Here is a 14625-nt window from a genome sequence, read left to right on the forward strand (position 1 = left end):
AACCGAGAATGCCGGTCACGCTCTCAACGCTCTGGCAGCGAGAGCGGGAAGCCCCGCATCAATGCGCAGCATGATGCGCGGGAGCATTCACCCAGAACACCATGGGCTTGTCGGTCTCCTCGGCCTGATCGACGTCCTTCCAGCGGAAGGTGGTGGTCAGATCGGGCTGGCGCTCGTAGCCCTGGGCGCGCCAGAAGCCGTGCAGCGGCTCGTAGCCGGCGGGCCTGAGCGGATGGTCGTCGGGGCGCTCCACGGCGCAGAAGGCGACGATGGCGAAGCCTTGCCGCGCTGCATGTTTCTCTCTTTCGGCCATGAAGGCCTTGCCGATGCCCCGGCCGCGGTAGGCCGGCAAGAGCACCGACTCGCCGTAGTAGAAGATCTGGGCGATGTCGTAGTCCGCCTGCTCGAAGGGGGCGCGGAACTCTTCGACGTCGTCGGTGAGCGGCATGCCGGTGGCGGCACCGACCAGGGTGTCGCCGTCGAAGGCGAGCACGAAGAGGCTGTCGGGGCACTCGGCGTAGCGACGCAGGTAACTCGCCTCGTAGTCGAAGTCGCCGTCGTAGAGATAGGGGAAGTCGCGGAAGACGCGAATGCGCAGGCGTGCCAGGTCGTCCAGGTGCGGGCCAATGGCCTCGCCCTGGCAGGTCGTCAGCTGGATCTCGGCCATGCGTGCCTCCGTGAGCGGGTAAACGCGGAATGGATGGGGAAACGGCTCCCGATTTTGCCGATCGGGACTCCCGGCGGCAATGCTGCTTCGCTGTTACCCCTGGCGAGGCGTAACGCCATGACGCCCTTGCCTATGCCTGGGTCGGTTTGGGGCAGGTGGCAGCAGGCGTGCCTGACCAGCCTCCCGACTCTCGGGGCGCTAACCGGACAACGCCAGCAATTTCCGCAGCGCCAGCCCCAGCAGCAGCGCGCTGGTGACGCTGAGCAGGGTGCCCAGCAGCACGTACTCGGTGAGCTTGCGGTCCTGTGCCTCGCGCAGGTCGCCGAAGCGCAGCACCGACTTGGCGACGAGCAGAAAGCCCACCGCGGCGAGCTGGTCGAGCAGCGCCAGGGTCAGCACCAGGGCGCGCTCCAGCATACCGATACGCGCTCCCGCCTGGGCCAGGGTGCCCGGTGCGGCGAGCTGTTCGCTCCAGCGCCGCATGGCCAGCGCGATGGCAAAGGCGGCGGGGCGGGTCACCAGCAGGTAGGCCGCCGCCACTCCCAGCACCTCGGGGGAGACGAGCCAGCCAACGGCCTCGGCGAGTGGCCGGGTGCTGCCAAGCCAGGCAAGCCATACCCCCGCCAGCATCAGCCAGTGCAGTGCCTGGTCGAGCAGGAACCAGCGCAGCCGGCCGGCGGGCAGGTGTGCCTTGCCCAGGTCGATCAACCAGTGACTGATGACCACCGCCGCTGCGCCGGCCAGCGCGGCGAGCAGGCCCGGCGTGCCGGCCATGGCCAGACCGGCAATGGCGAGCACCGAGAAAGTCAGGGCGCCATGCACCAGCACGTGATGGACGAGATGGCGCGAGCGATGCAGTCGGCGCTGGCGATCCTCGACCCAGGCGAGCGGCTGCAGCAGGAAGTCGCCGACAAGGTGGGCGAGCAGCAGCCCCAGCAGCACGGAAAGCTCGGCGGTGGTCATGGGTGATCCTCTCCATTGGCCAGGCGTTCGCCCAGGTAGGCGAGGGTGTCGGCGAGCAGCGGCCAGCGCGCCACGCGCAGGCGCTTGTGCACGCTGGGTTGGCGGATGCCGAGCTGCTCGGCCAGCGCCTGCTGCGAGCGGGCTTCTTCCAGGCTCAGCCGCACCACCTCCGCCGAGTAGGGCGACCAGCTCGCCACCAGGTCGTCGAGGTAGCGCACCAGCAGGGCCAGGCAGCCGTCGTCGCTTTCGTCGAGCAGCGCCAGCGACAGCCGCGCCGGCCCCTCGGCCAGCGTATCCAGCCCCTGGCCGGAGTGCACGAAGGGGGCGTCGTCGGCGTTGGTTAGGCGTCGCTCGCCGTGCCAGTGCGATGCGCCTACCGCCACGGCGAGGCGCGCGTCCCAGCGCTGCTCGGCTTCGGAGTGCTCGATCAGCGCTGCGCGCAGGGCAATGGCCACCGCCATGGCCGGGCGGGGATCGGGCAGGGCGAGTTGGAAGGCATCGCCACGGAAGCGCTCGGCGCGGCCGCCGTGGCGGGCGGCCAGCGCCGCCAGGGTGTCGTCCAGCAGGCGGTAGAGGCGAGTGCGGTCCCGCACCTGGCGGGAATCGATTACATCGCCCGTGAGTACGGCGATTCGCTGGGGCATGGCGAACACAGGCTCCACTGGCGGTTACCTTAAGTATAGCCATTGTAGGCTATATCGCCAGTCAATAGCCTTTAACGGCTATAAAGTTAAAATATTCCCTGTCACGGCTATTTGGCGAGCTCGATCATGGCCCTTTCGAGGCCTTCCAGCGTCATCGGATACATGCGGTCGTCAATCAACTGGCGGATCAACTGGGTGGAGTGGGTGAACTCCCAGGCGCGCGGCGGCATGGGGTTGAGCCACGCCAGGCGGGGGAACTTGTCGACGAGGCGCTTCAGCCACACCGCGCCGGCCTCGTCGTTGAAGTGCTCGACGCTGCCGCCGGGGTGGGTGATCTCGTATGGCGACATGGCGGCGTCGCCGACGATCACCACCTGGTAGTCGGACCCATAGGTGTGCAGCACGTCCATCGTCGGGATGCGCTCATGATGGCGACGGGAGTTGTCGCGCCACACCCCCTCGTAGAGGCAGTTGTGGAAGTAGTAGGGCTCCAGGTGCTTGAATTCCGCTCGCGCTGCGGAGAAGAGCTCTTCGCAGGTGCGGATGTGGTCGTCCATGGAGCCGCCCACGTCGAGCAACAGCAGCACCTTCACGGCGTTGTGACGCTCGGGGCACATCTGCACGTTGAGCAGCCCGGCGTCGCGGGCCGTCTCGCGGATGGTGGCGTCGACGTCGAACTCCTCCGCCGCGCCTTGGCGGGCGAACTTGCGCAGCCGGCGCAGCGCCATCTTGATGTTGCGCGTGCCCAGTTCGAGCGAATCGTCGTAGTCGCGGAAGCGTCGCTCGTCCCACACCTTCACCGCGCGGCGGTGCCGAGAGCCGTCCTGGCCGATGCGGATGCCCTCGGGGTTGTAGCCGTAGGCGCCGAAGGGGCTGGTGCCGCCGGTGCCGATCCACTTGTTGCCGCCGGCGTGGCGCTCCTTCTGCTCCTCGAGGCGCTGCTTGAAGGTCTCGATCAGCTTTTCGAGCCCGCCCAGCGACTCGATTCGGGCCTTTTCCTCGTCGCTGAGCTGTTTCTCGAACTCGCGACGCAGCCAGTCGTCGGGGATCAGCGCCTCGATGGCGGCGTCGAGGTTCGAAAGCCCCTCGAACCAGGCGGCGAAGGCGCGATCGAAGCGGTCGAAGTGGCGCTCGTCCTTGACCATCACAGTGCGTGCGATCTGGTAGAAGGCCTCCATGTCGGCGAATACTACGCCGCGCTCGACCACCGCGTGGAGGTCGAGCAGCTCGCGCAGCGACACCGGCACCCCGGCGCGCTTCAGGGTCTCGAACAGGCCGATGAACATCGTGGTTACCTGCCTTGCCGACGCAGCATGAACGCCAGCCGCTCGAGCAGGGCGGTGTCCTGCTCGTTCTTGATCAGGGCGCCGGCCAGCGGCGGAATCGCCTTCACCGGGTCGCGCTGGTAGAGCGCCTCGCGGGCCAGGTCGTCGGCCATCAACAGCTTCAGCCAGTCGACCAGCTCCGAGGTGGAGGGCTTCTTCTTGAGGCCCGGCGCCTGGCGCAGCTCGAAGAACACCTCCAGCGCCTCACCGACCAGCTTGGGCGCGATGTCGGGGAAGTGCACGTCGACGATGGCCTGCATGGTCTCGCGATCGGGGAACTCGATGTAGTGGAAAAAGCAGCGGCGCAGGAAGGCGTCGGGCAGCTCCTTCTCGTTGTTGGAGGTGATGACGATGATCGGGCGGTGGCGGGCGCGAATGGTCTCGCCGGTCTCGTAGACGTGGAATTCCATGCGATCCAGCTCCTGGAGCAGGTCGTTGGGGAATTCGATGTCCGCCTTGTCGATTTCGTCGATCAGCAGCACCACCCGCTCGTCGGCGGTGAAAGCCTCCCACAGCTTGCCGGGCTTGATGTAGTTGGCGACGTTCTCCACGCCCTCGATGCCGAGCTGGGAATCGCGCAGGCGGCTCACTGCGTCGTACTCGTAGAGACCCTGGGCGGCCTTGGTGGAGGACTTGATGTGCCAGGTGAGCAGCCGTGTGCCCAGTGAGCTGGCCAGTTCCTCGGCGAGCAATGTCTTGCCGGTGCCCGGCTCGCCCTTGATCAGCAGCGGCCGCTCGAGGGTCACGGCGGCGTTCACCGCCTGCTTCAAGGCCTCGGTGGCCACGTAGGTGGAAGTGGAGTCAAATGCCATGGGGTCGTGCCTCGGCTGGGGAAACACTGCACAAATGTCTGCGCGGGCAAATCGCTGCGTTGCGCGCTGCTCGACATCCTCACCTAGTACCGCATAGGCTCCGGTGTCTGCGCTGCGTGCGCCTTGCGCTTTATTCCGCTCGCCAATTTGATCAGCGTTTCCCAGGGTCAAAAAACGTTTGCAGTCAAACGAGTGTACGGAAGGGCGGGGGTGGGGACAAATTCGGCCCGGCGGCAAGTGGACAGATACACTAGCCACGGAGAGTCTTGATGTCGACTTGATGGCCGGCAGGAGAAAGCTGTGGTGCAAAACCTCTTCGCGTCGATTCCTCTCTCCCAGGCGGCGGAGCAGTTCGATGAGCTGGTGGGCGGCCAGGACGTGCGGGTCGAGCGCATCGTCTCGCACGGCCACGCCTCGCCGGAGCAGGGTTGGTACGACCAGCCGCAGCACGAGTGGGTGGTGGTGCTGCAGGGGCGGGCGGTGCTCGCCTTCGAGCAGGGCGATGACGTGGCGCTCGCGCCGGGCGATTACCTCACCATCCCGGCGCACTGCCGGCATCGCGTCAAGTGGACGGCCCCGCAGCAGGCGACCGTCTGGCTGGCGGTGCACTATACCGCGTGAAGGCCTCCGCGAGACGGAGGGGGAAGCGGTTGCGAACGTCACGTCAGCAAGTCTGGCCCGCGACGGGCGAGGAAACGTTGCAGTTGACGAGCGTTCTCGACGGCATGACCGGCCTCGTCGTTGTTGAAGTAGGCGTAGACGTCGTTTCCGCCCTCGGCCAGGTCCCCGAGGCGCCGGGCCTGGGCGCTAAGGTACTGGGGCGAGTATCGGCCCTGGTAGTGTTCGCCGTGATGGCGCAGGTAAGCCCAGTCGGCGGTGAGCCGCCGGGGGTGGTCGGGGAGCATGTCGTACCAGCACAGAGCGGCGCCGTGGGCTTCCAACACCCCGTAGACGGCGTCGCAGAGCCAGGAAGGGTCGCGGAATTCCAGGGCCCAGCGCTGCTCGGCCGGCGCGACCTCCAGGAAGGCGTCCAGGCGTTCGGCGTTGGCCCGCCAGCGGCCCGGCAGCTGCACCAGGATCGGGCCTAGCTTGTCGCCGAGCAGCCCGGCCGCGTCCAGGAAGTGGCCAATGGTGTCCTGGGGTGCCTTGAGCTTCTTGATGTGGCTGCCGTAACGGCTGAACTTGACGGCGAAGCGGAACCCCTCGGGAACGGCGTCGCGCCAGGCACGGAAGGTGGCGGCCTCGGGCAGTTGGTAGAAGGTGTTGTTGATCTCCACCGTAGCGAAGTGCTCGGCGTAGTGGCCGAGCCAGCGTTCGCGGGGCAGGTCGTGCGGGTAGAGGACGCCCCGCCAGTGCTCGTACTGGTAGCCCGACGTCCCGATGTTCACTTGTCCCGCCCGGCTCATGCGGCCTCCCGATGCCCGTGTCAGACAGACCGTGTCAGACTGCCCGTGGCGAACGCTGCTCCTGACGCGGAGCGCAGGCTCAGGATGGACCCGATACCGCGGTGTTGCCAGTGGGGGCCGGCCGTGGGGCTCAGTCGCCGTCCCCCGGGCGATAGGTCTCCACCAGGGTGGCCGGGTCGTGCTCGGCGTGGCCGTGGCTGGCGTGGGCACGCATCAGCTGGGCGGCCAGACCGCTCATGGGCGTGGCGTTGCCGGCCCGCTGGCTCTGCGCCACCGCCATGTCGAGGTCCTTGAGCAGGGTGCGCAGGTGCCAGGGGGGCTTCTCGAAGTCGCTCGCCGCCATTCGCGGCACGAGGATCTGGAAAGGCTTGGAGTCGGCATGGCCGCCGGAGAGTGCCTCGGTGAGCCGGCCGGCGTCCACGCCGCTGACCTCGGCGAGTGCCACCATCTCGGCGATCACCGCTGCCTGGCAGCCGACGATCATCTGGTTGCACACCTTGGTCACCTGGCCGCTGCCAACCGGGCCCATGTGCGTCAGCCGGGCAGAGATCGGCTCGACCAGGGGGCGGATGGCGTCGATGTCCTCCGTCTCGCCGCCGGCCATCATCACCAGCGTGCCGCTCTCGGCCCCAGCCACGCCGCCGGAGACGGGGCAGTCCACCCAGCGCATGCCGGATTCGCTGGCCAGCCACTCGGCGAAGTCGCGGGTGGCGGCCGGATCGCTGCTGGAGAAGTCGATCAGTCGCTGCTCGGCGCGGCCGTGCTGGGCCACGCCGTCCTCGCCGAACACCACCGACTCCACCGCGGCGGTATTGGCGAGGCACAGCATCACCACGTCGACGCCTTCCACCAGTTCGCCGATGGAACCCGCCACCTTGGCCCCCGCCTCGCGCAGCGCCTCGGCCTTGCCGGGCGAGCGATTCCACACGGTCACGTCGCAATTGGCGGAAAGCAGGCAGCGCGTCATGGGATCACCCATCAGGCCGATACCGATGAAGCCGAGGCGAGGGGAAGTCATGGCAAGTCTCCAGCAGCTGTGGAAAACCTCAGCATGCGCGATGGAAGGGTTTTCCAGCAAGTCACCTCGCTACAACGTAATCACCTGATCCGGCATGTTGCCGCCGAGCGCGGCGTAGAGGTCGGGAAAGCAGCCGATGGGTACGCCGGGCATCAGCTGGTCGGCGATTTCGCGTTCGTAGCAGCACTGGTCGCAGCCCATCAGCAGCATGCCGCTCTGCTCGGCGACGGCGCGCAGGCGCTCGCCGATGGGGTTGCCGTTCACCAGTACGTAGTTGTTGTCCTCGAAGAAGAACATGCCGACCACCTCGACGCCGTGGCGGCCCTCCTCGAGTTGGGGCAGGATCATCTTGGCGAGCACGTAGGAGACGTTGTGGCGCTGGGTGGCGAAGAGGTAGGCGACTTTCATGGGGAAGGCTCCTTGGTCGTCATCAGTAGGGCCGCGCGTAGGGCGGCCACGGCGAGGATGGCGCGGTCCTGTCGCGCGGGCGGTACGCCCTCGAGTCGTGCCGCCAGGGCGTCGGCGTCCAGGCTCGGCGTGGCGTCAAGTGGCCGGCCTGTCTCGTGGTCGGCCAGGGCCTGGCAGTAGGCCACGAGGGTGGCGCAGGCCGTGGCCTCGAAGCGGACATCGACCAGGGTGTCGTCGCGGATCGCCAGGCTGAAACGGGCGCGCAGCCCCTGGGGTGTTTCGACCCACTCGCCGAGGTGCGGCAGCGGCGGGGCGCGCCGCGTGCGCAGGCCACGCTCCAGGCACTCAGGTAGGCGCAGGGAGCGCGGTGCGTCGCGGCAGTAGCCCATCAGCGGTACTTCCAGCGCAGCAGGTAGCGCTCCAGGGCACCGGCCAGGCCGAAGAGAATCATCACGAACACCAGCACCAGCACGATCAGCGCGAAGGTGAGGGCGGCGTTGTAGGTGCTCTGGGCGAAGGCCAGCAGGTAGCCCAGGCCGCGGCTGGAAGCGACGAATTCGCCCACCACGGCGCCGGTGAAGGCGAAACCCACGGCTACCTTGAGGCTGCCCATCACCCAGGCCACCACCGAAGGCACGTAGACCTCGCGCAGCAGCGTCCAGGAGCCGCCGCCGAGGGTTTTCACGCGCTCCACGAGCCGCGTGTCCACGTCGCGAATGCCGTTGTAGACAGCGAAGAAGGTGAGCACCACCACTAGGATGAAGGAGAGCGCCACCTTCGAGGCGATGCCGATGCCCAGCCAGATGATGAACAGCGGGGCGAGGATCACCCGAGGGATGGCATTGAGCATGGCCATTACCGGCTCGAGCAGCTCCGCCACCGGACGCAGCAGGGCGGCGATGAAACCGAGCAGGGCGCCACCGATCAGGCCCAGGAAGAGGCCGAGCAGGGCGGCGCCGAAGGTCGCCTCGAGGTGGCCGTAGATATCGCCCTCGACGAAGAGTTCGGCGATGGCGCCGCCGATTGCCGAGGGCGGCGGGGCGTAGAAGGGGTCGACCCAGCCCAGGGCGCTGATTCCCTCCCAGAGCAGCAGGACCACGGCCAGGGCCGTGGCGCGGCGCAGCTGCAGCCAGAGCGTCGCTTGCTTCATGGTGTCGCTACCTCCCTCTCCGGTCGCTGTCGCGCGGTGGGGGTGCGTACCTCCTCGGAGAGCGCATCCCACAGCGCCCGCGTGGTCACCGCGAACTGATGCGCTTCCTTGACGCGCAAGAGGTCGCGCGGTCGCGGCAGGTCGATCTCCCAGCGCCCCTTGACGTGGGCACGCGGGCCGTTGCCGAGCAGCACCACCCGGTCGGAGACGGCCACCGCCTCCTCCAGGTCGTGGGTGACCATGAGCACCGTGAGATGCTCCTCTTCCACCCAGCCCAGCAGGTCCTCGGTGAGGTAGTGGCGCACGATGGCGTCGAGCGAGGCGAAGGGCTCGTCCATCAGCAACAGCTTGGGGCGCAGGGCCAGCACCTGGGCGATGGCCACCCGCTTGCGCTGCCCGCCGGAGAGCTCACGGGGATAGCGGTCGCCGAACTGGCCGAGCCCTACCGACTCGAGCCACTGCATGGCGGTGCGCCGCGCCTCGGCCTTGGTGAAGCCGCGGATGCGCAGGCCGAGTGCCACGTTGTCGCGTGCGGTGCGCCACGGCAGCAGGGCGTCGTCCTGGAACAGCAGACCGATCTCGCGAAGCGTCAGGCCCCGGTACACGTCACCGGCGCTGGGCTTTTGCAGGCCCATCACCGCGCGCAGCAGGGTGCTCTTGCCGCACCCCGAGGGGCCGATGAGGCTGACGAACTCGCCGGGCGCTACGCTGAGATCCACGTTTTCGAGCACCGGCTCGTCACCGTAGCTCATCTGCAGGTTGCGGAGGTCCAGCATCATGAGGTGAGTAGGTCCGGCCTGGCGATCTGCTCGAGTTCGACACTGCCCCCGCGGCCGCCGGCGGCCTTCTGCACGTCGATCACCCGCTGCATGGCCTCCAGGTTGAGCTCCACCTCACGGGGATAGAGCGAGGCCCGGTAGCGCGCCAGGCTCTCGGCGACGATCTCGCGGTCACCGCCGGTGATGATCTCGCGCGGCAGCGCCTCGACCAGCGCCTCGGGTTCGGCTTCCTGGACGTAGCGAAGCCCCTTGCCAAGGGCACGGGCCAGGCGCTGCATCTCCTCGCGGCGCTCGTCGAACTCCTCGCGGCGCACGGCCACACCCATGAACTCGTAGGCACCGCCGAGGTATTCGTTGGCGTCCTCGATGTCCATGCCGTTGACCAGCACCCGGGCGCCGCGCTCCTGGAGAAGCGACAGTGCCGGCTCCTGCACCATGCCGGCGTCGAGCTGGCCGAGGCGCAGGGCGTCGTAGAGGTTGGTGCCGACAGTGGCGAAGTCGACACTGTCGAGGTCCACGCCGGCACGCTCGAGCAGGTACCTCGCGAAGGCATGGTCGGCATTGCCGAGTGCCGAGACGCCGATGGTCTTGCCCTCGAGATCGCCGACCTCGGTGATCGTCTCGGCTCCTTCCACGCTGGTGGCCAGGGCGAACAGCGGCAGGCGCCCGGTGGTCGCGAAACGCACGATGTCGGCGCCGCTGGCGAAGGCGTTGAGGGCGGCATCGAAGGAAGTGGCAGCGTACTCCACGGCGCCGCCGTTGAGCGCCTGCAGGGCCGCGCTGCCGCCCCGGGTGTAGACCAGTTCCACGTCGAAGCCCTCTTCGGCAAAGAAGCCTGCGGCGCGCGTGGCCTCGTAGGGCACCACGCACAGCAGCTGGCTGCAGAAGGCCAGCCGGATGTGCTGGAGCTCCTGCCCGAAGGCCGACAAGGGGGCGCCCAGAGCCGCCAGACCGGCAGCGCCGGCCATGCCCTTGAGCACCGAACGGCGGTTGAAATCGCGGCTGACGTGCAGAATGTCCAGCTCGCCGTGCTCCTGAGGTTGCAGGTCGTGGCAGCAATCTGACATGACGGACCTCCCGAAAATCGGGCTTGTGCTTATGACTCTATGAAAAGAGTGGAGCGAACCACAAAGAATAAACCGCATTAGCGATATAGCGGCTCGCGATGAACGGCGGAAGAGGTGCGGACATGCATCGCCATGATGCACTGCGGCATGAAAAACGGCTATGCTGGTGCAGCAGGGGGCGGGCTGAGGGCCGTCCAAGCGAGGCTGGGTACGAGTTGTATTTATAGATTCTTGTTTTTGAATGGGTTTTTCTGAGGTGGCACAATATGCGCATTATATAGGGCAGACGGTCACCGCAAGCCGACCCTGCCATTGAAGGCATTCACTGCGGATTCCGGTGACTTCATCGCCTGACGCCCGAGGCAACAGGCGATCTACTGAGTGAGCTGGCGTGCTCCTACTGGTCCCCTTCGGGGGACCTTTTTTATGCGTTTCTTATGCCTTGTCGACGCCATTCACCCTCGTGCAGCGCCGAAGACAAGGCAATGCGACCTTGGTCGGAAGCATCACCCAGCTTGAGCAGCACCGCTCGATGTTGGCTGGAATATTGGCTTCCCAGCGCCACTGGGTCCACCTGTTGGAGTTCAGATAGAGATTGCTGTCGACGTTCTTCCACGCGATGTTTGCTCACTTCGGGGGCCTCGGGACCGCCTTCCGCCGTCGGGGGGAAGGGGAGACTTGCCTGCTAGACTGGATCGAGCCTGGTTATCGAGGGTGAGCAGCTATGGGGTCCAAGGCAGAGCGGGACGTGGAAAAGGGTGTCCCGCGCGCTCAGATGATGATGATGAGATAGAGTTCCAGCTCAAATGGGCACGCTGAAGACTTGACTCGGGTCGCGTTCGGCTAGGCGAATGACAACATACTTGACGAGTCATCTATGACAACCGCTACTTGGTTTATCTTGATCGGTTCGCTGCTGTTGGTAGTGGGCTTTACTTTCTCCTATCTCAAAAGCGTGCCTGCCACTTCTGCCATTGTCTATCTGCTTATCGGGTGCATCGTGGGGCCCATGGGCTTTGAGCTGTTTCATTTTAATCCGCTAGAAGAGTCGGCCTTATTGGAGCTCCTGACCGAGATCGCCGTGCTCATTTCCTTGTATTGCGCCGGCGTAAAAATGCCAGCGCCAGTGACCCTGAAGCGATGGCGAAATCCCCTACAACTGGCGGTGGTCTCGATGGCGATTACCGTCGGATTAGTGGCGCTGTTCGGCTACTATTGGCTCGCTTTGCCCCTTGGGGCTGCCGTGTTGCTCGGTGCCGTGGTCGCACCGACCGACCCTGTACTGGCGACGGAGGTTCAGGTTCGTCACGCTGATGATCCTGACGAACTACGTTTTTCATTGACCTGCGAGGCCGGAATGAACGATGGCAGTGCCTTCCCGTTCGTGATGCTCGGTCTCGGTTTGCTGGGTCTGCACGATCTTGGCGATGCCGGTTGGCGGTGGCTGGCAGTGGATGTGTTCTGGGCAAGCGGTGCGGGTATCGGTATTGGTATCTTGGCGGGCGTTGGTGTCGGTTGGCTGGTGAACAAGACACGCACTAGCTTTGTGGGCACTGCCTTTCTGGAAAGCTTTCTCGGCTTGGGGCTGATTGCGTTCGCCTATGGAATCAGTCTGTTAGTGGATGCCTGGGGCTTTTTGGCCGTTTTTAGTGCAGCGGTAGCTCTGCGTCATACCGAATTGAAATTGGCCGGCCTCAAGCAAGGTTACGCGGTACCTGTCGAGACACCCCTGGAAGGTGAGCCGCAAGCCATAGCGCACGTGCACGTGAGCGAAAGCTCTCTAGTATTCAACGAGCACCTCGAACGGTTAGCAGAAATCGTGTTGGTTTTACTGATCGGTGGCTCGCTCTTCTGGGATTCCTGGAGTTGGCGAGCCGTGGGTTTCGCGGCATTTCTGTTTTTTGTCGCCCGCCCCGTCAGTGTGCATCTTGGCGTGCTTGGCAGCAGGTCGCCCATGCGCATGCGCCACCTCATGGGCTGGTTTGGCGTTCGCGGTATTGGCTCACTGTACTATCTGATGTACGCCATCCAACACGGGCTGCCAGAGGAAGTCGCGCTGGAATTGATACACTTGGTCCTGGTGGTGGTTGCTTTGTCGATTCTGGTTCACGGGGTCAGCGTAAAGCCCACTATCGCTCGTTATTGGCCTTCGCGGAAACCTCGGTAATAACTCTAACCTCATGTCCTTACACTGGCTGACTGTCAGGCAGCTAACCTCACCCCACCAACCGATTCAACCGGCCTGTGTCTCGTCGTCACCCCCGCCCATGGCATGGGCTAGGTCGGCGATCAGGTCGTGGCATTCGCAAGAGGTTGCATTGGGGCCGCCGGGAACCGGTGCCTCCCCAAGGGTCAGTATGGGTGCCTGGCGGTTTCGCTAGCGCCGTGATGGAGCGCGGCTAGCGGCTATGCCTCCTGGCGCACCAGGTTGATCAGGCTGCCGTGGCGGATCATGTCGACCTGGCGGGGCGAGAGGGCGTGGCGCATCGTATAGCGCCGGTCCTTGGTGCGGTTGTGGAGCTGGACCGTCTCGCCCCGGTCGAGAGCGGCGACGACATCGTCCAGTGCCAGTTCGTCGTCCGCTTCGATGGTGTCGAGATCGTTGGGGTCCTCGAAGGTGAGCGGCACGACGCCGAAGTTGGCCAGGTTCTGCCAGTGGATGCGCGCGTAGGAGAGGGCACAGACCGCACGCAGCCCCAGGTAGCGCGGGGCGATGGCGGCGTGTTCGCGGCTCGAGCCCTGGCCGTAGTTGTGGCCGGCAATGATGAAGAAGCCGTCGCCGTCCAGCGCGTGGGCGCGCTGGCTGAAGTCACGGTCGATGGCGCGGAAGACGTGTTCGGCGATGGCGGGGATGTTGCTGCGCAGCGGCAGCACCTCGGCGCCGGCGGGCATGATCTCGTCGGTGGAGACATCGTCGCCCAGCTTGAGCAGCACCGGGCCGGCAAACGCCGCCGGGATGGGCTCGAACTCGGGCAGCGACTTCACGTTGGGGCCCTTGACCAGCTCGACCAGGCCGCTGTCGCCGGCCGGGGCGAGGAGCATCTCGCGGTTGATGGCAAGCCGCTCGGGTTCCTGAAAGCGCGGGCAGGCCATATCCAGGTCGCGCGGGTCGGTGATCCGGCCGGTGAGCGCCGCGGCGGTGGCGGTTTCCGGGCTGCACAGGAAGACCCGGTCCTCGGGAGTGCCGGAGCGGCCGGGGAAGTTGCGCGGCACGGTGCGCAGGCTGTTGCGGCCGGTGGCCGGCGCCTGGCCCATGCCGATACAGCCGTTGCAGCCCGCCTGGTGGAGCCTCGCCCCGGCGCGGATCAGTCGCGATAGGTAGCTCTCGTTGGTGAGATTCTCCAGTATCTGGCGCGAAGTGGGGTTGATGTCGAACGACACCCCGGGTGTCACTTGGCGGCCCTCGACCATCAACGCCGGCACGGCGAAGTCGCGAAAGCCGGGGTTGGCCGAGGAGCCCACATAGGCCTGGTAGATCGCCTCGCCGGCCACCTCGCGCACCGGCTTGACGTTGCCGGGGCTGCTCGGCAGGGCGATCAGCGGCTCGAGCGTCGACAGATCGAGGCTCACGTGCTCGTCGTAGTCGGCGCCGGCGTCGGCGATGAGCTCGCGCCAGTCGTCACCGCGCTCCTGGCGCTCGAGAAAGCGCTTCACCTCGGCATCGGCGGGGAACACCGTGGTCGTCGCACCCATCTCGGTGCCCATGTTGGCGATCACGTGGCGGTCCATGGCGGAGAGAGTCTCGAGCCCGGGGCCGTAGTATTCGAATACCTTGTTCTTGCCCCCCTTGACGCCGAAGCGGCGTAGCATCTCCAGCACCACGTCCTTGGCGCTCACCCAGTCGGGCAGCTCGCCGGTGAGCTCGACGCCGACCACCGCCGGCATCTTGAGGTAGAGCGGCTGGCCGGCCATGGCCAGGGCTACCTCGAGGCCACCGGCGCCGGTGGCGAACATGCCCAGCGCCCCGGCGGCGGGGGTGTGGCTGTCGGAGCCAACCAGGGTCTTGCCGGGAATGCCGAAACGCTCCTGGTGCACCGGGTGGCTGACGCCGTTGCCGGCCGGGCTGAACCAGACGCCGTACTTGCGGCAGGCGCTCTGCAGGAATAGGTGGTCGTCGGGGTTCTTGAAGTCTTCCTGGAAGAGATTGTGGTCGACGTACTGCGCCGAGAGCTCGGTGCGCACGTGGTCGATCTGCATGGCCTCGAACTCCTGCATCACCAGGGTGCCGGTGGCGTCCTGGGTCAGCGTCTGGTCGATGGCCAGGGCGATCTCCTCGCCCGGCTCCATGTGCCCGGCGACCAGGTGGGCGTCGATCAGCTTGCGGGTCACGTTGAGGCGTGCCATGGCGGCTCCCCGTCGGACGTGTACCCCTTCAGTCTAGCAGGG

At 66.2% G+C, this 14625-nt stretch carries 15 protein-coding genes; 2 read left to right on the plus strand and 13 right to left on the minus strand.

Annotated elements, in window-relative coordinates; genetic code table 11:
* Positions 1-58: 58 nt before the first annotated feature.
* The 5 genes from FEF15_RS14785 to FEF15_RS14805 all read right to left on the minus strand — a co-directional run bounded on the left by FEF15_RS14785 (position 59) and on the right by FEF15_RS14805 (position 4411).
* Positions 59-667 carry a GNAT family N-acetyltransferase gene (locus FEF15_RS14785; RefSeq protein ID WP_163559940.1) on the minus strand — a complete coding sequence of 203 codons (609 nt, stop codon included), beginning with the start codon at positions 665-667 and terminating at the stop codon, positions 59-61.
* A 198-nt stretch (positions 668-865) separates the two neighbouring features.
* Positions 866-1630 carry a DUF3307 domain-containing protein gene (locus tag FEF15_RS14790; protein WP_163559941.1) on the minus strand — a complete coding sequence of 255 codons (765 nt, stop codon included), beginning with the start codon at positions 1628-1630 and terminating at the stop codon, positions 866-868.
* Positions 1627-2274, minus strand: a complete 648-nt coding sequence (locus FEF15_RS14795) for an adenylate/guanylate cyclase domain-containing protein (protein ID WP_163559942.1) — start codon at positions 2272-2274, stop codon at positions 1627-1629. The genes FEF15_RS14790 and FEF15_RS14795 overlap by 4 nt, the downstream gene beginning before the upstream one ends.
* A gap of 107 nt (positions 2275-2381) precedes the next feature.
* A complete protein-coding gene (locus FEF15_RS14800) occupies positions 2382-3560 on the minus strand; it encodes a VWA domain-containing protein (RefSeq protein WP_163559943.1) in 1179 nt (392 codons plus the stop codon).
* A 5-nt stretch (positions 3561-3565) separates the two neighbouring features.
* Complete coding sequence (locus FEF15_RS14805; RefSeq protein ID WP_163559944.1) at positions 3566-4411, minus strand: MoxR family ATPase; 846 nt, start codon at positions 4409-4411, stop codon at positions 3566-3568.
* A 303-nt stretch (positions 4412-4714) separates the two neighbouring features.
* Here FEF15_RS14805 and FEF15_RS14810 point away from each other — a divergent pair, with 303 nt between their 5' ends.
* Complete coding sequence (locus tag FEF15_RS14810; RefSeq protein WP_163559945.1) at positions 4715-5032, plus strand: cupin domain-containing protein; 318 nt, start codon at positions 4715-4717, stop codon at positions 5030-5032.
* Positions 5033-5070: 38 nt separating this feature from the next.
* Here FEF15_RS14810 and FEF15_RS14815 read toward each other — a convergent pair whose 3' ends face one another.
* The 7 genes from FEF15_RS14815 to FEF15_RS14845 form a co-directional block, all read right to left on the minus strand.
* On the minus strand, positions 5071-5817 hold the full coding sequence (locus FEF15_RS14815; protein ID WP_163559946.1) for a DUF72 domain-containing protein: 747 nt from the start codon (positions 5815-5817) through the stop codon (positions 5071-5073).
* Between the two features lie 130 nt (positions 5818-5947).
* Positions 5948-6835, minus strand: coding sequence for an NAD(P)-dependent oxidoreductase (locus tag FEF15_RS14820; RefSeq protein WP_163559947.1), 888 nt, complete (start codon positions 6833-6835; stop codon positions 5948-5950).
* 69 nt (positions 6836-6904) lie between these two features.
* A complete protein-coding gene (locus FEF15_RS14825; protein WP_163559948.1) occupies positions 6905-7243 on the minus strand; it encodes a SaoD/DsrE family protein in 339 nt (112 codons plus the stop codon).
* Positions 7240-7632, minus strand: a complete 393-nt coding sequence (locus tag FEF15_RS14830) for an iron-sulfur cluster assembly scaffold protein (protein WP_163559949.1) — start codon at positions 7630-7632, stop codon at positions 7240-7242. Before FEF15_RS14830 ends, FEF15_RS14825 begins: the two co-directional genes overlap by 4 nt.
* Positions 7632-8393, minus strand: a complete 762-nt coding sequence (locus tag FEF15_RS14835; RefSeq protein WP_205598550.1) for an ABC transporter permease — start codon at positions 8391-8393, stop codon at positions 7632-7634. Before FEF15_RS14835 ends, FEF15_RS14830 begins: the two co-directional genes overlap by 1 nt.
* On the minus strand, positions 8390-9172 hold the full coding sequence (locus FEF15_RS14840; RefSeq protein ID WP_205598551.1) for an ABC transporter ATP-binding protein: 783 nt from the start codon (positions 9170-9172) through the stop codon (positions 8390-8392). Before FEF15_RS14840 ends, FEF15_RS14835 begins: the two co-directional genes overlap by 4 nt.
* Complete coding sequence (locus FEF15_RS14845) at positions 9169-10239, minus strand: ABC transporter substrate-binding protein (RefSeq protein WP_163559950.1); 1071 nt, start codon at positions 10237-10239, stop codon at positions 9169-9171. Before FEF15_RS14845 ends, FEF15_RS14840 begins: the two co-directional genes overlap by 4 nt.
* 877 nt (positions 10240-11116) lie before the next feature.
* Here FEF15_RS14845 and FEF15_RS14850 point away from each other — a divergent pair.
* Positions 11117-12406, plus strand: a complete 1290-nt coding sequence (locus FEF15_RS14850; protein ID WP_163559951.1) for a cation:proton antiporter — start codon at positions 11117-11119, stop codon at positions 12404-12406.
* 239 nt (positions 12407-12645) lie between these two features.
* Here the strand turns inward: FEF15_RS14850 and FEF15_RS14855 are convergent, their stop codons facing one another.
* Positions 12646-14583 (minus strand): aconitate hydratase, encoded by a 1938-nt coding sequence (locus FEF15_RS14855; RefSeq protein WP_163559952.1) that lies wholly within the window; start codon positions 14581-14583, stop codon positions 12646-12648.
* Between the last annotated feature and the right edge of the window lie 42 nt (positions 14584-14625).

Source organism: Halomonas sp. NO4 (genome assembly GCF_010994375.1).
Lineage (GTDB): Bacteria > Pseudomonadota > Gammaproteobacteria > Pseudomonadales > Halomonadaceae > Halomonas.

What these genes read in the sequence shown, in the direction of transcription:
- FEF15_RS14790 (WP_163559941.1), bottom strand. Translation starts at nt 1,630, where the DNA reads ATGACCACCGCCGAGCTTTCCGTGCTGCTGGGGCTGCTGCTCGCCCAC.
- FEF15_RS14795 (WP_163559942.1), bottom strand. Translation starts at nt 2,274, where the DNA reads ATGCCCCAGCGAATCGCCGTACTCACGGGCGATGTAATCGATTCCCGC.
- FEF15_RS14820 (WP_163559947.1), bottom strand. Translation starts at nt 6,835, where the DNA reads ATGACTTCCCCTCGCCTCGGCTTCATCGGTATCGGCCTGATGGGTGAT.
- FEF15_RS14785 (WP_163559940.1), bottom strand. Translation starts at nt 667, where the DNA reads ATGGCCGAGATCCAGCTGACGACCTGCCAGGGCGAGGCCATTGGCCCG.
- FEF15_RS14830 (WP_163559949.1), bottom strand. Translation starts at nt 7,632, where the DNA reads ATGGGCTACTGCCGCGACGCACCGCGCTCCCTGCGCCTACCTGAGTGC.
- FEF15_RS14850 (WP_163559951.1), top strand. Translation starts at nt 11,117, where the DNA reads ATGACAACCGCTACTTGGTTTATCTTGATCGGTTCGCTGCTGTTGGTA.
- FEF15_RS14805 (WP_163559944.1), bottom strand. Translation starts at nt 4,411, where the DNA reads ATGGCATTTGACTCCACTTCCACCTACGTGGCCACCGAGGCCTTGAAG.
- FEF15_RS14800 (WP_163559943.1), bottom strand. Translation starts at nt 3,560, where the DNA reads ATGTTCATCGGCCTGTTCGAGACCCTGAAGCGCGCCGGGGTGCCGGTG.
- FEF15_RS14845 (WP_163559950.1), bottom strand. Translation starts at nt 10,239, where the DNA reads ATGTCAGATTGCTGCCACGACCTGCAACCTCAGGAGCACGGCGAGCTG.
- FEF15_RS14815 (WP_163559946.1), bottom strand. Translation starts at nt 5,817, where the DNA reads ATGAGCCGGGCGGGACAAGTGAACATCGGGACGTCGGGCTACCAGTAC.
- FEF15_RS14825 (WP_163559948.1), bottom strand. Translation starts at nt 7,243, where the DNA reads ATGAAAGTCGCCTACCTCTTCGCCACCCAGCGCCACAACGTCTCCTAC.
- FEF15_RS14840 (WP_205598551.1), bottom strand. Translation starts at nt 9,172, where the DNA reads ATGATGCTGGACCTCCGCAACCTGCAGATGAGCTACGGTGACGAGCCG.
- FEF15_RS14835 (WP_205598550.1), bottom strand. Translation starts at nt 8,393, where the DNA reads ATGAAGCAAGCGACGCTCTGGCTGCAGCTGCGCCGCGCCACGGCCCTG.
- FEF15_RS14855 (WP_163559952.1), bottom strand. Translation starts at nt 14,583, where the DNA reads ATGGCACGCCTCAACGTGACCCGCAAGCTGATCGACGCCCACCTGGTC.